Here is a 17,744-nt window from a genome sequence, read left to right as displayed (position 1 = left end):
AGTTATACAAATTAACCAATGCGAAAAATTATACTTTCTATAATAGGCGTTTTGCTTATTATTCTTTCTGTTTTATTTGCCAAAAATCTTATAGCGAATAAAAATAAACCCAAACCGGTAAGAGAAAAAGTTGTTAAAACTGTATTTGTCGATACGGTTGTAAATGGCAATGTGAAAATTGTCATTCCTGCTAACGGTAGCTTAGTGGCTAAACGCAGAGTAGAATTGTATGCTGAAGTTCAAGGTGTTTTTAAGCCTTCAAATGTGCTTTTTAAACCAGGTCAGAAATACAATAAAGGACAGGCTCTAATTCGCATTGATGCTTCTGAATATTATGCAAGTGTGCAATCTGCTAAAAGTAATTTGTATAACACCATTGCAGCTATTATGCCAGATTTACGCTTGGATTTTCCTGATGTGTATCAAAAATGGCTAGCTTATTTAAATGGTTTCGATTTGAATAAATCAACACCAGAACTTCCTAAATTAACTTCAGATAAAGAAAACTATTTTATAACGGGTCGGGGTATTGTATCGAGCTATTATAACGTTAAAAATTTAGAACAGCGGCTTTCTAAATATACCATAACGGCACCATTTACTGGCATTTTAACTGAAGCTTTGGTTACTGAAGGATCATTGATTAGAAGCGGTCAAAAATTAGGTGAATTTATAGATCCAACAATTTATGAAATGGAAGTGGCATTAAGTAAAACTTATGCGAGTTTACTTAAAGTTGGAGAACCCGTTAAGCTTAATAATTTGGATAAAACGGAAACTTATAAAGGGGTTGTTTCACGTGTTAATGGAAGTATAGATGCGACTACACAAACCATTACCGCATATATTGAAGTTCGCGATGAGAGCATAAAAGAAGGCATGTATCTTGAAGCAAATTTAGATGCTAAAGAAGAGCAAGATGTTATAGAAATAGATCGAAATTTACTTTTAGAGAATAATCAAGTTTTTGTTATTCGCGATAGCATATTGGATATTATTGATGCTAAACCTATTTATTTTTCAGATACCAAAGTGGTTTTAAAAGACATTCCTAATGGTACTGTAATTCTTAAAAAATCGGTACCTGGAGCCTATGCTGGTATGCTGGTAAAGCCATTTAAAAATTCTGAAAATAACCAAAACTAATGAGGAAGTTAATAAGTTATTTTATTAAATACCATGTTGCTGTTAATGTTTTTATTATAGCATTTATAGTATTCGGGGTTATTGGGGTTAGGTCTCTAAAATCATCCTTTTTTCCGTTAGTTGATTCCAAAATAATAACCGTTAGTATTGCTTACCCAGGAGCTTCACCACAAGAGATAGAAGAAGGTGTTGTTTTAAAAATAGAAGATAATTTAAAAGGCCTAAGAGGCATCGATAGGGTAACTTCAGTGTCTCGCGAGAATAGTGGAACAATAACTGTAGAAATTGAGAAGGGCGAGAATATTGATTTTATGCTGCTCGAAGTTAAAAATGCGGTTGACCGTGTGCCATCGTTTCCAACTGGTATGGAGCCATTGGTTGTTTCAAAAAGGGAAGAAGTAAGAGAAACTATTTCTTTTGCTATCAGTGGCAAAGACATACCATTGGCCACATTAAAGCAATTGGGCAGACAAGTAGAAAATGATTTGCGAGCAATTGATGGCATTTCGCAAATAGAGGTCACCGGATATCCTGAAGAGGAAATTGAAATTGCTGTTAATGAAACGAGTCTTTTGGCTTATAATTTAAGTTTTCAAGATGTTGCTAATGCGGTTAGCAGATCGAATATTCTGGTAACAGGAGGAAATATAAAAACCGATACCGAAGAGTATTTAATACGGGCTAATAATAGGTCTTATTACGGTGTTGAGCTTTCAAATGTGATTATTAAAGCAAGTGGAGATGGTAAAACGGTACGTTTAAAAGACGTGGCTATTGTTCGAGATCGATTTTCGGAAACTCCAAACGCTTCTTACTTCAATGAAGATTTGGCTGTAAATGTTTCGGTTACCAGCACCAATACTGAAGATTTGATTTCAGCTGCCGATAAGGTTAAAGCTTATATTGAAGATTATAATCAAAGTCATAACAATGTTAAGCTAAATGTGGTTAGAGATTTATCCATTACATTAAATCAACGAACACAACTTTTAATAGAAAATGCTATTGCTGGAATCTTCCTAGTATTAATATTTCTATCCCTGTTTTTAAATACGCGTTTAGCCTTTTGGGTAGCTTTTGGACTTCCTATTTCGTTTCTAGGTATGTTTATTTTTGCTGGGCAGTTTGATGTTACTATTAACGTGCTTTCGCTTTTTGGGATGATAATTGTTATTGGTATTTTGGTAGATGATGGAATAGTTATTGCCGAAAATATCTATCAGCATTACGAAAAAGGAAAAACACCTAAACAGGCAGCTATTGATGGGACTTTAGAAGTTATACCTCCTGTAGTTTCAGCAATTATTACAACCCTTTTAGCATTTTCATTATTCCTGTTTTTAGATAGTAGAATAGGCGAATTTTTTAGCGAAGTATCTGTAATCGTTATATTGACATTAGTAGTTTCTTTAGTTGAAGCCTTAATTATTTTGCCAGCACATTTGGCACATTCTAAAGCATTGACCAAGCAAGTTGAAGTAGAGAACCCTTCAAAACTTAAGCAATTCTTTACTAAAATGCGCGTCATTAATCGTTTTGGCGATAAAATAATGGTCTTTTTAAGAGACCGCGTTTATACGCCAGTATTACAATTTGTATTAAGTTTTAAAATGCTTTCATTAGGAATTTTTGTAGCATTACTGGTGCTTACTATTGGCTCAATAGGTGGAGGTATTATTGGGGTTACCATTTTTCCTTCCATTGCAAGTGATAGAATTACTGTAGAACTAGATATGCCAAATGGAACTCATGTTCAAATAACAGATTCGATAATTTCTATGATTGAACAGAAATCTTATATTGTAAACAAGGAATTAACAGACGAATATTTAAAAGGAACTGATAAAGAATTATTTGAAAATACCATTTTAACCATAAGCAGTTCATCTAGTGCACAACTTCAAATAAACATGTTGCCTGGTGAAGAAAGACCAGATGCTATTAACTCCTCATTAGTAGCAAATCGACTAAGAGAGTTGGTTGGCCCAATTATAGGTACAGAACGGTTAGTTTTTGGTTCGGGTGGAAATTTTGGTGGAAGTCCAGTTTCAGTAGCCTTATTAAGTAATAATATTGAAGAATTAAAAGCGGCGAAATTAGAGCTAAAAGAAGTGCTTCAAACCAATCCGTTATTAAAAGATATTGAGGATAATGACCCTGCCGGTATTAAAGAAATTCGATTACAACTAAAAGAAAGCGCTTATTTATTAGGTTTAGACTTAAGTACCGTCATGTCTCAAATAAGGGCTGGTTTTTTTGGTGTTCAATCACAGCGCTTTCAACGTGGGCAAGACGAAATTCGCGTGTGGGTGCGTTATGATAGAGCGAACAGAGAATCAATCAATAATTTAGATGATATGCGTATTGTAACACCTTCTGGAGAGCGGGTGACATTAAAGGATATTGCAAGTTATAGTATTGAACGAGGTGATGTTGCAATAAACCATTTGGAAGGTCAGCGCGAAATTCAAATTTCTGCAGATTTAAAAGACCCAAGTAGCAGTGCAACTGATATTTTAGATGATATAAAATCGAATATAATACCAAATATTCAATCTAAATATCCAACAATTTCGGCTTCTTTTGAAGGACAAAATAGAGAAGCTACAAAATTATCAACGTCCTTAAAAAATGCAGGAATCCCAATTTTACTGCTCATATATATAACCATAGCATTCACTTTTAGAAGTTATAGCCAGCCCATTTTATTAATATTATTGGTGCCATTTAGTTTAACCGCAGTGGCTTGGGGTCACTGGTTATTAGGCTTCTCGGTTAATGTATTATCAATGCTTGGAATTATTGCTTTAATTGGTATTATGGTTAATGACGGTTTGGTGTTAATTGGTAAATTCAACACCAATTTAAGAGAAGGTATGACGTTTGATTTGGCATTATCAGAAGCCGGAAAATCACGATTCAGGGCTATTTTCTTAACCTCTTTAACTACGGTTGCAGGATTAGCGCCGCTGTTATTAGAAAAAAGTAGGCAAGCGCAATTTTTAAAACCTATGGCCATTTCCATTTCATTTGGTATAGCCTACGCAACGGTTTTAACCTTATTGGTGTTGCCTTTATTTTTGTCATTTAGTAACAGTATTAAAAAGAATGCAAAATGGCTAGCTACGGGTAACGACGTGACAAAAGAAGAAGTAGAACGCGCTATTAAAGAACAAAAAGAAGAAAATGAACATTAAAGTATTCTGTATTATAGCTTTGTTATTGTCGCAAATATTATTGTATGGACAAGAAATAATTACACCCAATAAAGCTGTACAATTAGCATTAGAAAACAATTACGGTATAAAATTGGCTAAAACGGATGTTGAAATTGCTCAAAACAATGCTAGTATTTTAAACTCGGGGTACTTACCTACGTTAACAGGAAATGCTGGCGGAACTTATAATTTAGATAATACAGAAGCTGAATTTTCTGACGGAAGAGTTACTACTCTTAACGGAGCCGAAAGTTCGCGTTATTCAGCTTCTTTAGATTTGAATTACACTTTGTTTGATGGATTAGGGCGTATTTATAACTATAAACAATTAAAGGAAACGGAACAGCTCACCGAAATGCAAGCGCGAGAAACGATAGAAAACACGATCGTACAATTGTTTACAATTTATTACAGCGTTGCAGAACTAAAAGAAAACACCAATGCTATTAATCAAACTTTGTCTATATCCAAGGATAGGTTGGTTCGATCTGAATATCAATTTAATTATGGGCAGAGTACAAAACTAGCTGTACTTAATGCTGAGGTTGATATTAACAACGATAGCATAAGTTTGATGAATTCGCAGCAGCAATTGAAAAATTTTAAACGCGATTTGAACCTTGTTTTAGGTAATACGCTGAATGAAGTATTCGATGTAGATACTTCTGTCGAATTTAAAAACCTATATGATAAAGAATTGCTATTAGAAAAGGCTAAAGCCAATAATATAAGCCTATTGCAGATTGATAAAAGTATTGCAATAAACAAGTTAGGTGTAAAATCTCAAAAATCTGCTTACTTGCCAACTATAGGTCTTACTGGGAGTTATGGATGGAATAAGAATAATAATAACGCCGCATCTTTTGTTGCTGTATCTACTAATACTGGATTGTCAGGAGGATTGAATTTAAGCTGGAATCTATTTGATGGTGGCCGGACTGTAACGAATGTTAAAAACGCAAAAATTAGCTTAGAGGCCAAAACTATTCAGAAAGAACAACAGTTAGTTACTTTAGAACGCGATTTTAAAAACGCTTGGGAAGACTTCCAAAATAAGCTCAGTATTTATAAGCTTCAAGAAGAAAATATTGAAACAGCCCGAAACAATTTTGAGCGTACAGAGGAAAAGTTTAAGTTAGGTCAAGCAACTTCAATTGAGTTTAGACAGGCTCAACTTAATTTATTAAGCGCAGAGTTTAATAAAAATCAAGCTAAGTACTTAGCGAAAATCGCTGAATTACAGATGCTTCAAATAAGTGGAGAGCTATTAAATGTAGATTTTTAATTAGTGAAAGTGTACTTTGTCGACTTTTAAATGTTAAAATTATACGCATTTCATCGATAAAAATAGTTTTTAGTCTGGTTTAGTTCTATATTCGTATAAGAATTAATCCCAAATTTGACCAAAAACATGAAATCACTAAAGTTAATCGCAATTTGTTTCTTCGTTACAGCGTATTCGTTTGCTAACGTTTCTTCTAAAGATAAAAATGCTTTAATCGCTTTATATAAAGCGACTAACGGAGCAGAATGGAATTCCTCTTGGGATTTAAGTACGTCTGTAGATAATTGGTATGGTGTTAAAATCGAGAACGATAAAATCATTGAAATTAATCTTCAATTTAATAACTTGAATGGAGAGTTACCAAAAGAAATTGGGAACTTATCAAGTTTAAAGGTATTGAATTTAGGATTTAATAAATTAAAAGGATCTCTTCCTACTTCATTAAAAAACTTAAAAGAATTAAAGTCTCTAGAATTATTCATGAATGGTTTTGAAGGTGAAATACCTGCAGAATTAGGAGAATTAAAAAATCTTGAGATACTAAAATTATATAGTAATAAACTGTCTGGAGAAATTCCAACGTCGTTAATGGGTTTAACTAACCTTAAAGAACTTTTATTAGGAAGTAATTTTTTAACAGGACAGATTCCAACAGAAATTTATGCATTAAGTAAGTTACAAAAACTTAGTCTTATGGATAATAAAATGGATGGTGAAATTCCTGCAGAAATTGCACAATTAAGAAATTTAGAAGAGTTGTTATTATCAACTAATAAATTTTCTGGAGATTTACCAAAAGAATTTATGAACCTTACAAAACTAAATACAATGATGGTTAGTGATAATAACTTAAACCAAGAGTATATTAGTGTTTCTGGTAAAAATCCTCCTTCATTGATGCAATTAGACATTGAAAATGCAACTGCAACTATGGACATTGAAAAAGAATAAATTATATTTTATAAATGAGTTTATGTTAAAAGGCCATCTTAATTGATGGCTTTTTTTTATTTTTAGTTATGCTAGAACATCATTTTACATGCCCTTATTGCTGGGAAACTATTTCTATGTTGCTTGATAATTCAATTTCTAATCAATCGTATATAGAAGATTGCGAGGTTTGTTGCAATCCAATCCAGGTTTCTTTGCAGTTCGCAAATTCAGAATTATCGAGTTTTCAAGCTCATAGTATTGAACAATAATATTTTCTAAAATTATTATTGCAGAAATTAAAAAGGGTTGTATATTTGCAGTCCGAAATGATTTGGTCGGCATTATGAACCGAAAGTTAAGAGCTAAGAAAATCATTTTAAGATTACATCGCGGGATAGAGCAGTAGGTAGCTCGTCGGGCTCATAACCCGAAGGTCACTGGTTCGAGTCCAGTTCCCGCTACTAGTAAAATCAAGGCTTCACAGAAATGTGAAGCCTTGATTTATTTGATAGGTACAGAATAGGTACAGTATAAGGCTATTTTCACCCTCTTAATAGTATTTGTTGTTATTTGGTTTAAAACCATAAAGTTATGGAGAAAGAGGGACTATCCATAATTTAGTTTTCCCTTTATCTATTGGTGTTCAAAGAGCCCACTAATTTTTACGAACCGAATTCCATACCTTTTATATGTTTCTCTCATAGAATTGGCATTAAATTATTAGTGAAAACATTAAAACCTGTAATTTTTTAAAAACCTTAAATGTGGAAGAAAGGTGAGAAAAAGCATAGATGTGCGTACAATTTGATAAGAAACCCAATTAACCAAATTTTTAAACATCCCTGATCTTTTTCTTAGAGTCTCCAATGTAATTTCAGAGCACTCATTCATTACCTTTTTAAAGTCTGATTGAAGGTTTTTGGCAAATTTGACGGATTGAATTTCTACATTCATTTCAATACTTCCATAGCAGCTAAGACTGTTCAGATTAAACGAGCCTACAATAGACCATTTGTTATCTACCATAGCCGCTTTACCATGTACAACGGATTTGTTCCACTCATATATCTTTAAATTGTGACCAAGTAAAGATGTATACAAATGTTCTGTAGCTCTGCGCACTAATGGCACGTCGCTAACACCTGCTAAGATTATTTTGGTTTTTATTCCTTTGGCACAAGCTTTTTTCAATGCCTTTGTCAATTTGCTTCCTGGCAAGAAATACGAGGCTATAATAACTATTTCCTTTTCGGCATTACTAATAGCTCTCGTGTAGGCATCACAAACTTCTGTTTTTCCTTGCAGGCAATCGTTTTGTAAAACTCCAATACGAGCACCATCAGCAGAATGTAAAACTGGTTGTATTTTTCTAGAACTTCCCTTTTTGAAAAAATAATCGCTACATAATTTTTGTAAATCTTCTGCAGCGGTACAGTATAATTGTACTGCGTAATCAAGCCAGGGCTCGGTATTCATGTTTCCATGATATTTATCACCAATATTAATACCACCAATCAATGCCTTACTTCCATCAGTTACAACAACTTTATGATGCATCCTTCTGCCTAAATAAAAATTGTTGAAAGAAAATAACGGCGAAAAAAATCGAAAAAATATTCCATTCTGTTGCAAGTCCTTTGTAAAATTATCAGTAAGTGACGAACTGCCATAAGCATCTAATATAATATAAACCTTCACATTTCGATGTGCTGCTTCTTTTAAACAATTTGCTATATCATTTCCTGTTTCATCATTTTCGAAAATGTAAGTCTGTAAATGAATCTCTTCTCGCGCATTTTCAATGATTTCTTTCATCATAATGAAATATTCGTCACCAGAATGTATCAGCGTTATATTTTCATCGTCCTTAAAAAGCATATTTATCATCTGTCTACCGTTGTTTTTTATAACTTTTATGTTTTGTAAGCTAAAAATCTAATATTTGTTTTGAAATCATTCTTTATTCAATTTATCGAGATTTAAAGAAGGTAAAATCAATCCAAGAGTCAGTAAAATAGAAACACCTGCAATTATAAAAGGATAATAAAATCCACCAGCAACTAACCACGTTCCTATAATTGGTCCTAAAATTTGACCGATGCTATTAGTAGAACTTTGTATGGATATATTTCTTCCTGTATTTTTCTTTGATATCAAAGAAACTGCCGAGAGCAAATTTGGTGTAACCATGGCACCACCCGCGGCAAAAACAACAATTAAACCATAGACCATGAATTCATTATTAAAAAATGGAAAGATAATTAAGGATATTCCAGATATTAGTAGCCCTAAAGCAATTTGATTTTTTGCTGATAAGATCTTTTCGCCATAACTGGCAAAAACTGGTTGCAAAATAGCCATTACTGATCCACAAAGCATAAAGCCAATGCCTACTTGGTTACTATTAAATGCTAATTCATCTTTACCATAGATTGAAAATACTGTTTCAAATAAGGTTACTACAAATTGCATCACAAACGATAGTAACAGCAGAGCAACAAAATACCTGCTAAACGAAAAATGAAATATTACTTTCTTAGATTTGAATTTACTGACTTGCTTTGAATTTTGAAGCCATTTAACTACTATAAGTAATACAATTAACCCCACTATGGCGACAAAAACAAAAGGAACAGAAAACTGGTTTAAATGTAATTGTCCAAACGAATATTCTAAATGTAAATCTGTTTGTGATAAGAAACCGCCAATTACGGGACCAAAAATAAGACCAGAACTTATTGATACTCCAGACCAAGCCATAATTTTTGTTCTTCGTTTTTCTGAAGTGATATCACTTAAATAGGCATTACTTACCGGAATGACAGAGGATGTGAATATGCCACCAAATATGCGTGCAACATACAGCATAGTCAGCGATGTTGCAAGACCAGTAAGTAATTGCATTATTACAAAACCAATAAGACCTATTATTATAATTGGTTTACGTCCGTATTTATCAGATAGCTTGCCCCAAACCACTACAAATACTAATTGAAAAAATGGATAAATACTCGTTAGCAGTCCAATATGGAAGTTGATAAGGTCAGTATCGAGATTGTCTTTTAAAGCTAATCTTTCGGTATAGTAGGGAAGGGTTGGTAATAAAATACCATACCCTAACATTACTACAAATAAACTCAATAGGATTAAAAATATCCTGTTGAGTTTTTCTTTCCTATCCATTTACTTTTTACCAATTTTTCGCTTCAATAATTGCGCGTTAATAGCCACTATAATCGTACTCAAACTCATAAATACTGCTCCTACAGCTGGTCCCAAAACAAAACCTGAAGAATATAGTACGCCAGCCGCTAAAGGAATAGCTACAACATTGTATCCCGTTGCCCAAATCAGGTTCTGAATCATTTTGTTATAGGTTGCTTTTCCAAATAGTATTAGATTGGCAATATCCTGAGGGTTACTGTTTACCAAAATAATGTCTGCAGTCTCTGCTGCTACATCGGTACCAGAGCCTACTGCGATTCCAACATTAGCTTTGGCAAGAGCAGGTGCATCGTTTACGCCATCTCCTGTCATTGCTACAAACTCATCTTCTGCTTGAAGCTTTTCTACGATTTCCACTTTTTGATGTGGTAACACCTCTGCGTAGTAACCGTCCAATCCTAATTTTTCACTTACGGCTTTAGCTGTCTTTTCGTTATCGCCAGTAGCCATCAATACCTTGATGTTGTTCTTTTTGAACACTTTAATCGCATCTGCAGATTCTGGTCTTATTTCATCAGCAAGAGCGATGTATCCTGCTAGCTGACCATCGATTAATACAAACACAACAGTTTCAGCAGCGTCACTATAAGCATCTTCAGGAATAGAGATTTTTTCATCTCTTAAATATCCAGGACTTACTACCTTAACTTGCTTTCCTTCAACATTAGCTTCTACACCTTTACCTGTAATGGCATTGAAATTTTCTGGGTTAGGAATTGTAATATTATCTTCTTTGACCTTTTTTATAATTCCAACTGCAATAGGATGTTCCGAGCTCTGTTCCAAAGCACTTGAAAGCCTTAAGATTTCTTCTGTTGAATAATCTTGGTTTGTGGATTCAACTCTTGTGACACCAAAATCACCTTTTGTCAATGTTCCAGTTTTATCAAACAATAAAGCTGATATTTTTCGGGATTCTTCAAAAGCTGTTCGATTCCTTATCAATAAGCCATTTTGGGCAGATACTGCGGTAGATATAGCAACAACTAATGGAATGGCAAGTCCTAATGCGTGCGGGCAAGCAATAACCATAACCGTCACCATTCTCTCTAAGGCATATACAAAAGGAAAGCCTAAAATGAGCCAAACAGCCAATGTTCCAAAACCAATAGCCAAAGCAATGTAGGTTAACCATTTTGCAGCCCTGTCTGAAAGGTTTTGCATTTTAGATTTGGTCTTTTGTGCTTCCTCAACCATTTTGATGACCTTATTGAGATAGCTATCCTTACCTGTATGTTCTACCTTAACCTTTAAGGTGCTATTGCCGTTTACCGAGCCACCAATTACTTTATCATTTTCATCTTTTTTTACAGGTTTGGATTCCCCTGTAAGCATTGATTCATTTAAGTAACTCGAACCATCTACTATAATCCCATCAGCAGGAACTTTTTCACCAGGCTTTACTAAAATCACATCGTCTTTTAACAAATCTTCCAAGGGAATATCTTCTATAGTATCACCCTTTACCCTGTGGGCTTCGGCGGGCATCATACTTACTAATAGCTGTAGGGCTTTTGATGCACCTAGTACACTTTTCATTTCTATCCAATGACCTAAAAGCATAATTGCGATTAGTGTTGAAAGTTCCCAGAAAAAATCTTCACCACGTAAACCGAATACTGTAGCGGTACTATAAAAGTAGGCGACGCTAATAGCCATAGAAATTAGGGTCATCATTCCTGGTGAACCCTTCTTTATTTCTGACCAAAATCCTTTTAAGAACGGCCAGCCACCATAGAAATACACTACAGTTGAAAGTGCAAAAAGGATGTATGGATTTCCGGGTAAGAGAAATTCATATCCAAAAAATTCTTGAATCATTGGGGATAAGAATAGAATTGGAATGGTAAGCACGAGCGTTACCCAAAACCTTTTCCTGAAGTCGGCAATCATCATTTTATGATGGTCGTGCCCCATTTGTCCGTGACCAGGATTATGACCCGAATGGTCGCCACTTCCGTGGTTCATTTTAGAGTGGTCTTCTTTTTTGTTTTTCATCTTTGAGTGGTCCATTTTAGAATGGTCCATTTCTTTGTAATTGTGGTGTTCGTGGTTTTCCATAATTGATATTGTTTTAGTGTTATCGTAATTTTTTTCTCATTGCTTCAGAAATGTTTTCTGCATAGACCCCATAGGCATCCACCAAAGTACCCTTAATGCCATCTTTAGACGATATGGCATATAGTACGCTATTATCATCGGTACTGCTCATACCTTCAAAACGATGGGTCTCATCAACTTTAAAAGCTTCAGGTTTAATTTCGATTTTAAGTGAGGCACATTCCAAACACGTAGGCTTTACGTTAAAATCGTAGCTGTAGCCTCTTTGTTTTAAATCGTTAATTGCTTCTGAAAGCGTATAGTAATTCTTCATTTTGTTTTAGTTATAAGTCATTGTAAAATAGCTCCCATCGACCTCGGTGAATTTCTGAAATATTAACAAATTGTTATTGTTTAATTCTTCAATAACAGTATAGTTGAGTTGTTTGATACGGATACCCAATGCATAGGCCTTAATATTTATTTTTGACTCGATTTGTATATTTGCTTTGTCGGTATTCAATTGACGGTCATATATTCTAATAAGGCTTCTAGAACCAAAAAAGTTCAGTAAGCCAGAATCAAAACTCATTTCTAGTTCAATATCTTTTAGATTGACTAGGTCGTATAACTTAGTAAAGTTTTTAGTTGAGCTATTGATTTCGGTTTCTTTAGAATTGGGTTTTGCAAACGGGAATGCCATTACCATAATGCTTGTTTCATCAGGTTTACATCGATAGGTCGTAGTATATTTTTCTGTAGGTTTTTTTTCTTCATCAAATAATTCCGTTACGACCTCAATTTGATAATATCCCTTTTTCTCTATTATTTTTCCAGCTTCAAACGTTTGTTTGTTAAGCAACACACCATCTTCATCAAAATTTTCGCGTGCTACCGTCCTGCCTGAGATTTGCCCAATGAGCATTTCAGTTTGTCCATTCATTGGGACATTGAATAGAATAAGGAACAGTATATAGCTTTGTTTTATCATATGTGATGCATCAATTTCTTAACTTCTTTTGCCATAACATCACTCAAGTCAATTGCATTTGAAGGATGTGGAATAGTATTGCAGGTCACTATTTTTTCAACGCCAGAATCCATTAGGTCTTGATAGGCATTGCCTGAAAAAACAGCGTGAATGCCCACACATATTGGCGATTTCATTCCAGCTTTATTTAAGTGCCCTACGGTTTCAATCATTGTACGAGCTGTTGAGATAATATCGTCAACCAAAACAGGCGTGGCATCTTTATATTTATCTACATCAGGAACAGAAACTTCTACATCGCGGTCACCGTGACGTACTTTTTGTAAGATGGTAAATGGTGCATCTGCGTTTTTAGCTACTTCAGATACCCATTGTTCGCTTTCGGAATCCGGACCTATTAATACTGGGTTTTTAATATTTTCTTTTATCCACTTTGAAATGTCATCTGCAGCGTGAATGACTTTGTTTAGAATGTTATAGACTTCACTCAATGAGTGTATCCTGTGTAGGTGAGGGTCAACAGTGGTAATACTATCAGCAAAACCGGAAATTAACTTCCCGAAATAGGTAGAGGTAACGCCCTCACCCTCATTAAATATTTTGTCTTGTCGCATATATGCCAAATAAGGTGCTACCAAACACGTGCACATCGCGCCCAATGATTTGGCGGTGTGGCTTAAAAAATAAAGGGGTAATAGTTTTTCGTCTGGTTCGTGCAAGGTGCATACAAGTACCACACATTTATCTTTTACGTCAGATAATATGCGCGTGTAGGATTCACCGTCAGGAAATTTTCGCAACGTTGCTTTTCCTATTTCTGCATCCATTTTTGTTGCCATTAACTCTGTTAATTCCTCGTTTCCCGGTAGGCTGAATAGTATAGTTTTCATTTTGTTTTTTATTTAATAGTTACAATGTCGTTATGACTGTTCTTGTACTCTAAGGCGTAATTCAATTCGCCCTGTGATTCTGCATAAAGCGTATATAGTAAGTCGTCTTTTTCAATTTTGTCATTCAAATGCACATTCAATAAAATTCCAGCAGATTTAGATTGAGGGGCACCCGAAAGTTTGGCAAGCTTTGCTATCTTTCGATTGTCAATACGCTCTAAAATACCTGACGTCTCTGCTCTAATTTCAATTTTATAAGGTGCCAAAACGGGTTGTGTAAAGCGACCTTGGGCTTTACAAATGGCAAGGAATTTTTCATAAGCTTTACCAGATATAAGCACTTCTTTGGCGGTTTCCGTCCCTTTTTCTTTTTCGACTTTCCCCGAAAGCTCTATTAGTTCGCCAGCCAAAAGCAATGCTCTTTCCATAAGGTCGATTGGTGCATCTGTCTCATTTTTCAAAACCTTTAGTATATCGATGGCTTCCAAAGCTGGGCCAATTCCTCTCCCTACAGGTTGCGTACCATCTGTAATGACCACTTTCACATTAAGCCCAACAGCGTTACCGACTGTTTCCATATGGTTTTTTAGTTTTTGTGCCATTTCTTCACTTCTAACTTTTGCAGTTTCTCCCACGGGAATATCTATAACAACGTGGGTTGAACCTGCCGCAGATTTTTTTGAAAGTACCGAGGCTATGAGCTGCCCTTCACTATCTATATCCAAGGCCTTCTCAATCTTAATCAGTACATCATCGGCAGGGCTTAATTGCGCTGTACCACCCCAAACAAAACAACCTTCTTCTTTTTCTACCACAGCCGTTATTTCTTCGGAAGAGAGCGTTACATTGGTCAGAACTTCCATAGTATCTGCTGTACCAGCGGGCGAAGTAATGGCTCGCGAGGACGTTTTTGGCATTGTAAGTCCATAAGCAGCAACAATGGCAACTACTAATGGGGTTGTTCTATTGCCAGGTAATCCGCCAATACAATGTTTATCTACTACTATTTCTTTGTTCCAATTTAGTTGCTTTCCAGAGGCAATCATAGCTTTTGTGAGGTCGGATATTTCATCAATATCCATTCGGTCACCAGCACAGGCTGCAATGAATGCCGAAAGGTGTATGTTGGAATAGTCGCCTTCAACGATATCGGTTATGATTTGGTTATAGGCGTTATAATCCAGTTTTTGGTTATAGATTTTTGCCCTGACGTGGCTTAACGACTCTATAGGTTCTAAATGGGAAACGTACAAGGTGTCATTGTCAGAAACATTCAACTTTTTTGCAGCAGCATCCGATAGCCCTATTTCGTTGGGTAGCAGTATGTCAGAATTTATAACATTGAGACTTGCTACAATTGAATGGGTTGCCTTTGATATCCTTATTCTTGTTAATGCTTCAAAACCTTCGGAAATACAGACGTGGCAATCCTCACGCATATACACCACATTTTCATTCTGAGTGTAGATTCCAAGATGTTTGTATTTTAAGATATTTGAGTGTTGTTCCATAGTTTATTTTATTTCTTCAATGCTATATAATTGTGGGATTTCAGCATTCCAATCATAGGTTTCCTTGATACCTTTTTGTAATGCTTCTGCACTTTCTTTTTCACCATGCACTATGAAAATCCGCTCTGGTTTATTATTTATTTTGCTCATCCAATCCATAAGTTCAGCGTGGTCTGCGTGTGCCGAAAGCCCTTCGATTTCCGCAACTTCCATATGAAACGGTACCCATTTTCCATACACTTTCAATTCCTTATCGCCTTCCAGTAATTTTCTTCCCCGAGTGCCTTCGGCTTGATACCCCACAAAAAGCAAAGTGTTATTTGGATTTTGTGCCTGTGTTTCAAGGTAGTTGAGCATTCTACCACCAGTAAGCATTCCACTTCCCGCAATCACGATTTTTGATTTGTCATCGGTTCGTAATTCCATAGTTTCCCGATAACTACTTACGACCGTGAAATGTGAGCACATTTCATCACATTCATTGTCCTCTAATCTGTGCCAATCCCTTGTGCGGTGGAAGAGTTCGAGTACATTCGCTCCCATTGGGCTGTCCATTATCATTTTTACTTTCGGTATTTTGTTCTCTTTTAGCAATCTCCAAAAAATCAACATCATTAATTGGGCACGTTCTACCGAAAAGCTTGGAATAAAAAGGCTGCCACCTCTATTGATGGTATCGTTGACCAATTTTTCAATCTGTGGCAGTGCTTCTACTTCATCTGGATGAAATCTTCCGCCATAAGTGGATTCAATGAAAAGCACATCCGCTTTTTTGGGTTTTAGTGGTGGGTAGAGCAATAAATCATTGGTTCTTCCAATATCTCCCGAAAAGACAAAACGTTTTCCGTGTATATCCAACTCGATGTAAGTAGCACCGAGAATATGACCATTGTACTGAAATCTGGCCTTTATATTTTTCATCAATGGCATCCATTGAGCAGGTGGTACTCCCTTAAAATGTGGAATGGTTTTCTCAACATCGTATAAATCGTAAAGCGGTTCTGCCGGACTATGTTTGGAATAACCTTCTTTGTTGGCACGTTCGGCTTCCTGCTCTTGGATTTTTGCACTATCGTTCAAAATGATTTTTGCAATGTCCAAAGTGGGATTAGTGCCGTATATTGGGCCTTTAAACCCTTGTTTTACCAATCGAGGTAAATACCCTGTGTGGTCCATATGGCCGTGGGTAAGCAAGACCATATCAATTTCTGAAACTTTAACGGGTGGATATTCCCAGTTTTTAAGGCGCAATTCTTTCAACCCTTGAAAAAGTCCGCAATCTATCAATATCTTTCTCTCTCCCGTATCCACTAAATATTTTGAGCCAGTTACAGTACCGGCCGCTCCTAAAAAGTGGATGTTGATTCTATTGTTTTTCATCGTATTCTTATGTATTAGTGTCCACCACAACAGGAGGATGTGTTTCCTTTGTCTTGGGTCGATTTGTATAACGCTACCACTTCATTATATAGATTTCGTGAATCTTCTTTGATATAAAGTGCTACCTTTTTTATAGATTTAGGTTCAAAGTCTACCATATCCAATAGTATTTCCAAGGCCTCTTCAAGCAGTTTTGGGTCGTCTTCCAATGCTTCGTAAAAAGGCTCAAAATCTATGTTGTTCTGTTTTTTTAATTCTTCAGTTTTCATATAATTATTTTTTAATTGTTTTTACACAACGCTTCAGAATCTTCCAAAATCTTTCTATGTCTTGTTTTATCAATTCCGATTTGATTTAATAAAGTAGGTTTTTCGTGAAGCTCTTTGCATAGTACAATACCTTTATCCAATAATTTTGTCTTTTCAGATTTGGTCATTGTTGTTAATGCTGTTAAGGGATGAAATCCGGACTTGTCTATTCTGTCTTTTAAACCGTTTCCCATTGGATAATCCCAGCTTGTCAATAACAATCCAACACATTTGCCGTACTGTATTGCATCCGTAGTAAATCGTGTATTGGTATATACACCTCCTTTATGTAGTTTAGCTTCGTGACCTTTTTGATGTTCCCATTGTTTTTCAACATCCAAAAATCGTGAATGGATGTACAAGGGAATCTTGACATTACAAAACCTACCTTGGTCACTATGGTATTTGCATTCAATCATATAATGTTTGTTATCTTTCTGTGCAATAACATCTACTTCGTGCTGTACGCAATTGCCTTGTACAATCACACCAACCTTCGTTTCAAATCCTTCGTGTGCCAATAGTTTTCCCACTAACTTTTCAAACGGAAAGCCAGAAGGGCCCAATTCCATCAATGCTTTTTTGAGTTTGTATTTTGAAGCACTTACACGTGATTTACCTTTAAGCATTTTAAATGCCATTTGGTAGATTTTTTTTGTAGTAATCCCATTGTAAATTGCAGATTCAATTTGTGCTACTATTTGCTGAATTATCTCCTCACTTGCTTGAGCACGTCGCAATGAATCTTTGAGTTTGTCAACATTAAAAGGAACAATATCTCCCGAGTGTTTTATTATGTTTATTGAGCTGTCCATTG

General features: G+C 35.4%; 15 protein-coding genes and 1 tRNA gene. 6 read left to right on the top strand and 10 right to left on the bottom strand.

Features of this window, described 5'->3' with window-relative positions; translation table 11 throughout:
• The first annotated feature begins 18 nt into the window (after positions 1-18).
• The 6 genes from O5O44_RS14725 to O5O44_RS14700 all read left to right on the top strand — a co-directional run bounded on the left by O5O44_RS14725 (position 19) and on the right by O5O44_RS14700 (position 7,043).
• Positions 19-1,146, top strand: coding sequence for an efflux RND transporter periplasmic adaptor subunit (locus O5O44_RS14725; RefSeq protein WP_289194988.1), 1,128 nt, complete (start codon positions 19-21; stop codon positions 1,144-1,146).
• Complete coding sequence (locus tag O5O44_RS14720) at positions 1,146-4,343, top strand: efflux RND transporter permease subunit (protein ID WP_289194987.1); 3,198 nt, start codon at positions 1,146-1,148, stop codon at positions 4,341-4,343. Before O5O44_RS14725 ends, O5O44_RS14720 begins: the two co-directional genes overlap by 1 nt.
• Entirely contained in the window at positions 4,333-5,649 is a 1,317-nt protein-coding gene (locus O5O44_RS14715; protein ID WP_289194986.1) for a TolC family protein, read from the top strand. The genes O5O44_RS14720 and O5O44_RS14715 overlap by 11 nt, the downstream gene beginning before the upstream one ends.
• Positions 5,650-5,775: 126 nt before the next feature.
• A complete protein-coding gene (locus tag O5O44_RS14710; RefSeq protein WP_289194985.1) occupies positions 5,776-6,600 on the top strand; it encodes a leucine-rich repeat domain-containing protein in 825 nt (274 codons plus the stop codon).
• A gap of 68 nt (positions 6,601-6,668) precedes the next feature.
• The gene (locus O5O44_RS14705; protein ID WP_289194984.1) at positions 6,669-6,851 is read left to right on the top strand and encodes a CPXCG motif-containing cysteine-rich protein; all 183 of its coding nucleotides are present in this window, start codon (positions 6,669-6,671) and stop codon (positions 6,849-6,851) included.
• A 119-nt stretch (positions 6,852-6,970) separates the two neighbouring features.
• A tRNA-Met gene (locus tag O5O44_RS14700) sits at positions 6,971-7,043 on the top strand.
• A 271-nt stretch (positions 7,044-7,314) separates the two neighbouring features.
• Here O5O44_RS14700 and O5O44_RS14695 read toward each other — a convergent pair.
• The 10 genes from O5O44_RS14695 to O5O44_RS14650 all read right to left on the bottom strand — a co-directional run bounded on the left by O5O44_RS14695 (position 7,315) and on the right by O5O44_RS14650 (position 17,742).
• A complete protein-coding gene (locus O5O44_RS14695; RefSeq protein WP_289194983.1) occupies positions 7,315-8,460 on the bottom strand; it encodes a phospholipase D-like domain-containing protein in 1,146 nt (381 codons plus the stop codon).
• 75 nt (positions 8,461-8,535) lie between these two features.
• A complete protein-coding gene (locus O5O44_RS14690) occupies positions 8,536-9,765 on the bottom strand; it encodes an MFS transporter (RefSeq protein ID WP_289194982.1) in 1,230 nt (409 codons plus the stop codon).
• Positions 9,766-11,868 (bottom strand): copper-translocating P-type ATPase, encoded by a 2,103-nt coding sequence (locus tag O5O44_RS14685; RefSeq protein WP_289194981.1) that lies wholly within the window; start codon positions 11,866-11,868, stop codon positions 9,766-9,768.
• Between the two features lie 19 nt (positions 11,869-11,887).
• Positions 11,888-12,181 (bottom strand): phosphoribosylpyrophosphate synthetase, encoded by a 294-nt coding sequence (locus tag O5O44_RS14680; RefSeq protein WP_289194980.1) that lies wholly within the window; start codon positions 12,179-12,181, stop codon positions 11,888-11,890.
• Positions 12,182-12,187: 6 nt separating this feature from the next.
• Positions 12,188-12,790: a hypothetical protein gene (locus tag O5O44_RS14675; RefSeq protein WP_289194979.1), complete on the bottom strand. Its 603-nt coding sequence runs from the start codon at positions 12,788-12,790 to the stop codon at positions 12,188-12,190.
• 44 nt (positions 12,791-12,834) lie between these two features.
• Positions 12,835-13,728 carry a ribose-phosphate pyrophosphokinase gene (locus tag O5O44_RS14670; protein ID WP_289194978.1) on the bottom strand — a complete coding sequence of 298 codons (894 nt, stop codon included), beginning with the start codon at positions 13,726-13,728 and terminating at the stop codon, positions 12,835-12,837.
• An 8-nt stretch (positions 13,729-13,736) separates the two neighbouring features.
• Complete coding sequence (locus tag O5O44_RS14665; RefSeq protein WP_289194977.1) at positions 13,737-15,239, bottom strand: thymidine phosphorylase family protein; 1,503 nt, start codon at positions 15,237-15,239, stop codon at positions 13,737-13,739.
• A 3-nt stretch (positions 15,240-15,242) separates the two neighbouring features.
• A complete protein-coding gene (locus tag O5O44_RS14660; RefSeq protein ID WP_289194976.1) occupies positions 15,243-16,619 on the bottom strand; it encodes an MBL fold metallo-hydrolase RNA specificity domain-containing protein in 1,377 nt (458 codons plus the stop codon).
• A 14-nt stretch (positions 16,620-16,633) separates the two neighbouring features.
• Positions 16,634-16,888, bottom strand: coding sequence for a hypothetical protein (locus O5O44_RS14655; RefSeq protein ID WP_289194975.1), 255 nt, complete (start codon positions 16,886-16,888; stop codon positions 16,634-16,636).
• An 11-nt stretch (positions 16,889-16,899) separates the two neighbouring features.
• Positions 16,900-17,742 (bottom strand): ATP cone domain-containing protein, encoded by an 843-nt coding sequence (locus O5O44_RS14650; protein WP_289194974.1) that lies wholly within the window; start codon positions 17,740-17,742, stop codon positions 16,900-16,902.
• Positions 17,743-17,744 lie beyond the last annotated feature (2 nt).

Source organism: Algibacter luteus (assembly GCF_030344935.1).
Taxonomy (GTDB): Bacteria; Bacteroidota; Bacteroidia; order Flavobacteriales; family Flavobacteriaceae; genus Arenitalea; species Arenitalea lutea.
This window is presented reverse-complemented; position numbering and strand designations above follow the sequence as displayed.

What these genes read in the sequence shown, in the direction of transcription:
- O5O44_RS14650 (WP_289194974.1), bottom strand. Translation starts at nt 17,742, where the DNA reads ATGGACAGCTCAATAAACATAATAAAACACTCGGGAGATATTGTTCCT.
- O5O44_RS14655 (WP_289194975.1), bottom strand. Translation starts at nt 16,888, where the DNA reads ATGAAAACTGAAGAATTAAAAAAACAGAACAACATAGATTTTGAGCCT.
- O5O44_RS14670 (WP_289194978.1), bottom strand. Translation starts at nt 13,728, where the DNA reads ATGAAAACTATACTATTCAGCCTACCGGGAAACGAGGAATTAACAGAG.
- O5O44_RS14710 (WP_289194985.1), top strand. Translation starts at nt 5,776, where the DNA reads ATGAAATCACTAAAGTTAATCGCAATTTGTTTCTTCGTTACAGCGTAT.
- O5O44_RS14690 (WP_289194982.1), bottom strand. Translation starts at nt 9,765, where the DNA reads ATGGATAGGAAAGAAAAACTCAACAGGATATTTTTAATCCTATTGAGT.
- O5O44_RS14720 (WP_289194987.1), top strand. Translation starts at nt 1,146, where the DNA reads ATGAGGAAGTTAATAAGTTATTTTATTAAATACCATGTTGCTGTTAAT.
- O5O44_RS14660 (WP_289194976.1), bottom strand. Translation starts at nt 16,619, where the DNA reads ATGAAAAACAATAGAATCAACATCCACTTTTTAGGAGCGGCCGGTACT.
- O5O44_RS14705 (WP_289194984.1), top strand. Translation starts at nt 6,669, where the DNA reads ATGCTAGAACATCATTTTACATGCCCTTATTGCTGGGAAACTATTTCT.
- O5O44_RS14695 (WP_289194983.1), bottom strand. Translation starts at nt 8,460, where the DNA reads ATGCTTTTTAAGGACGATGAAAATATAACGCTGATACATTCTGGTGAC.
- O5O44_RS14715 (WP_289194986.1), top strand. Translation starts at nt 4,333, where the DNA reads ATGAACATTAAAGTATTCTGTATTATAGCTTTGTTATTGTCGCAAATA.
- O5O44_RS14665 (WP_289194977.1), bottom strand. Translation starts at nt 15,239, where the DNA reads ATGGAACAACACTCAAATATCTTAAAATACAAACATCTTGGAATCTAC.
- O5O44_RS14725 (WP_289194988.1), top strand. Translation starts at nt 19, where the DNA reads ATGCGAAAAATTATACTTTCTATAATAGGCGTTTTGCTTATTATTCTT.
- O5O44_RS14680 (WP_289194980.1), bottom strand. Translation starts at nt 12,181, where the DNA reads ATGAAGAATTACTATACGCTTTCAGAAGCAATTAACGATTTAAAACAA.
- O5O44_RS14685 (WP_289194981.1), bottom strand. Translation starts at nt 11,868, where the DNA reads ATGGAAAACCACGAACACCACAATTACAAAGAAATGGACCATTCTAAA.
- O5O44_RS14675 (WP_289194979.1), bottom strand. Translation starts at nt 12,790, where the DNA reads ATGAATGGACAAACTGAAATGCTCATTGGGCAAATCTCAGGCAGGACG.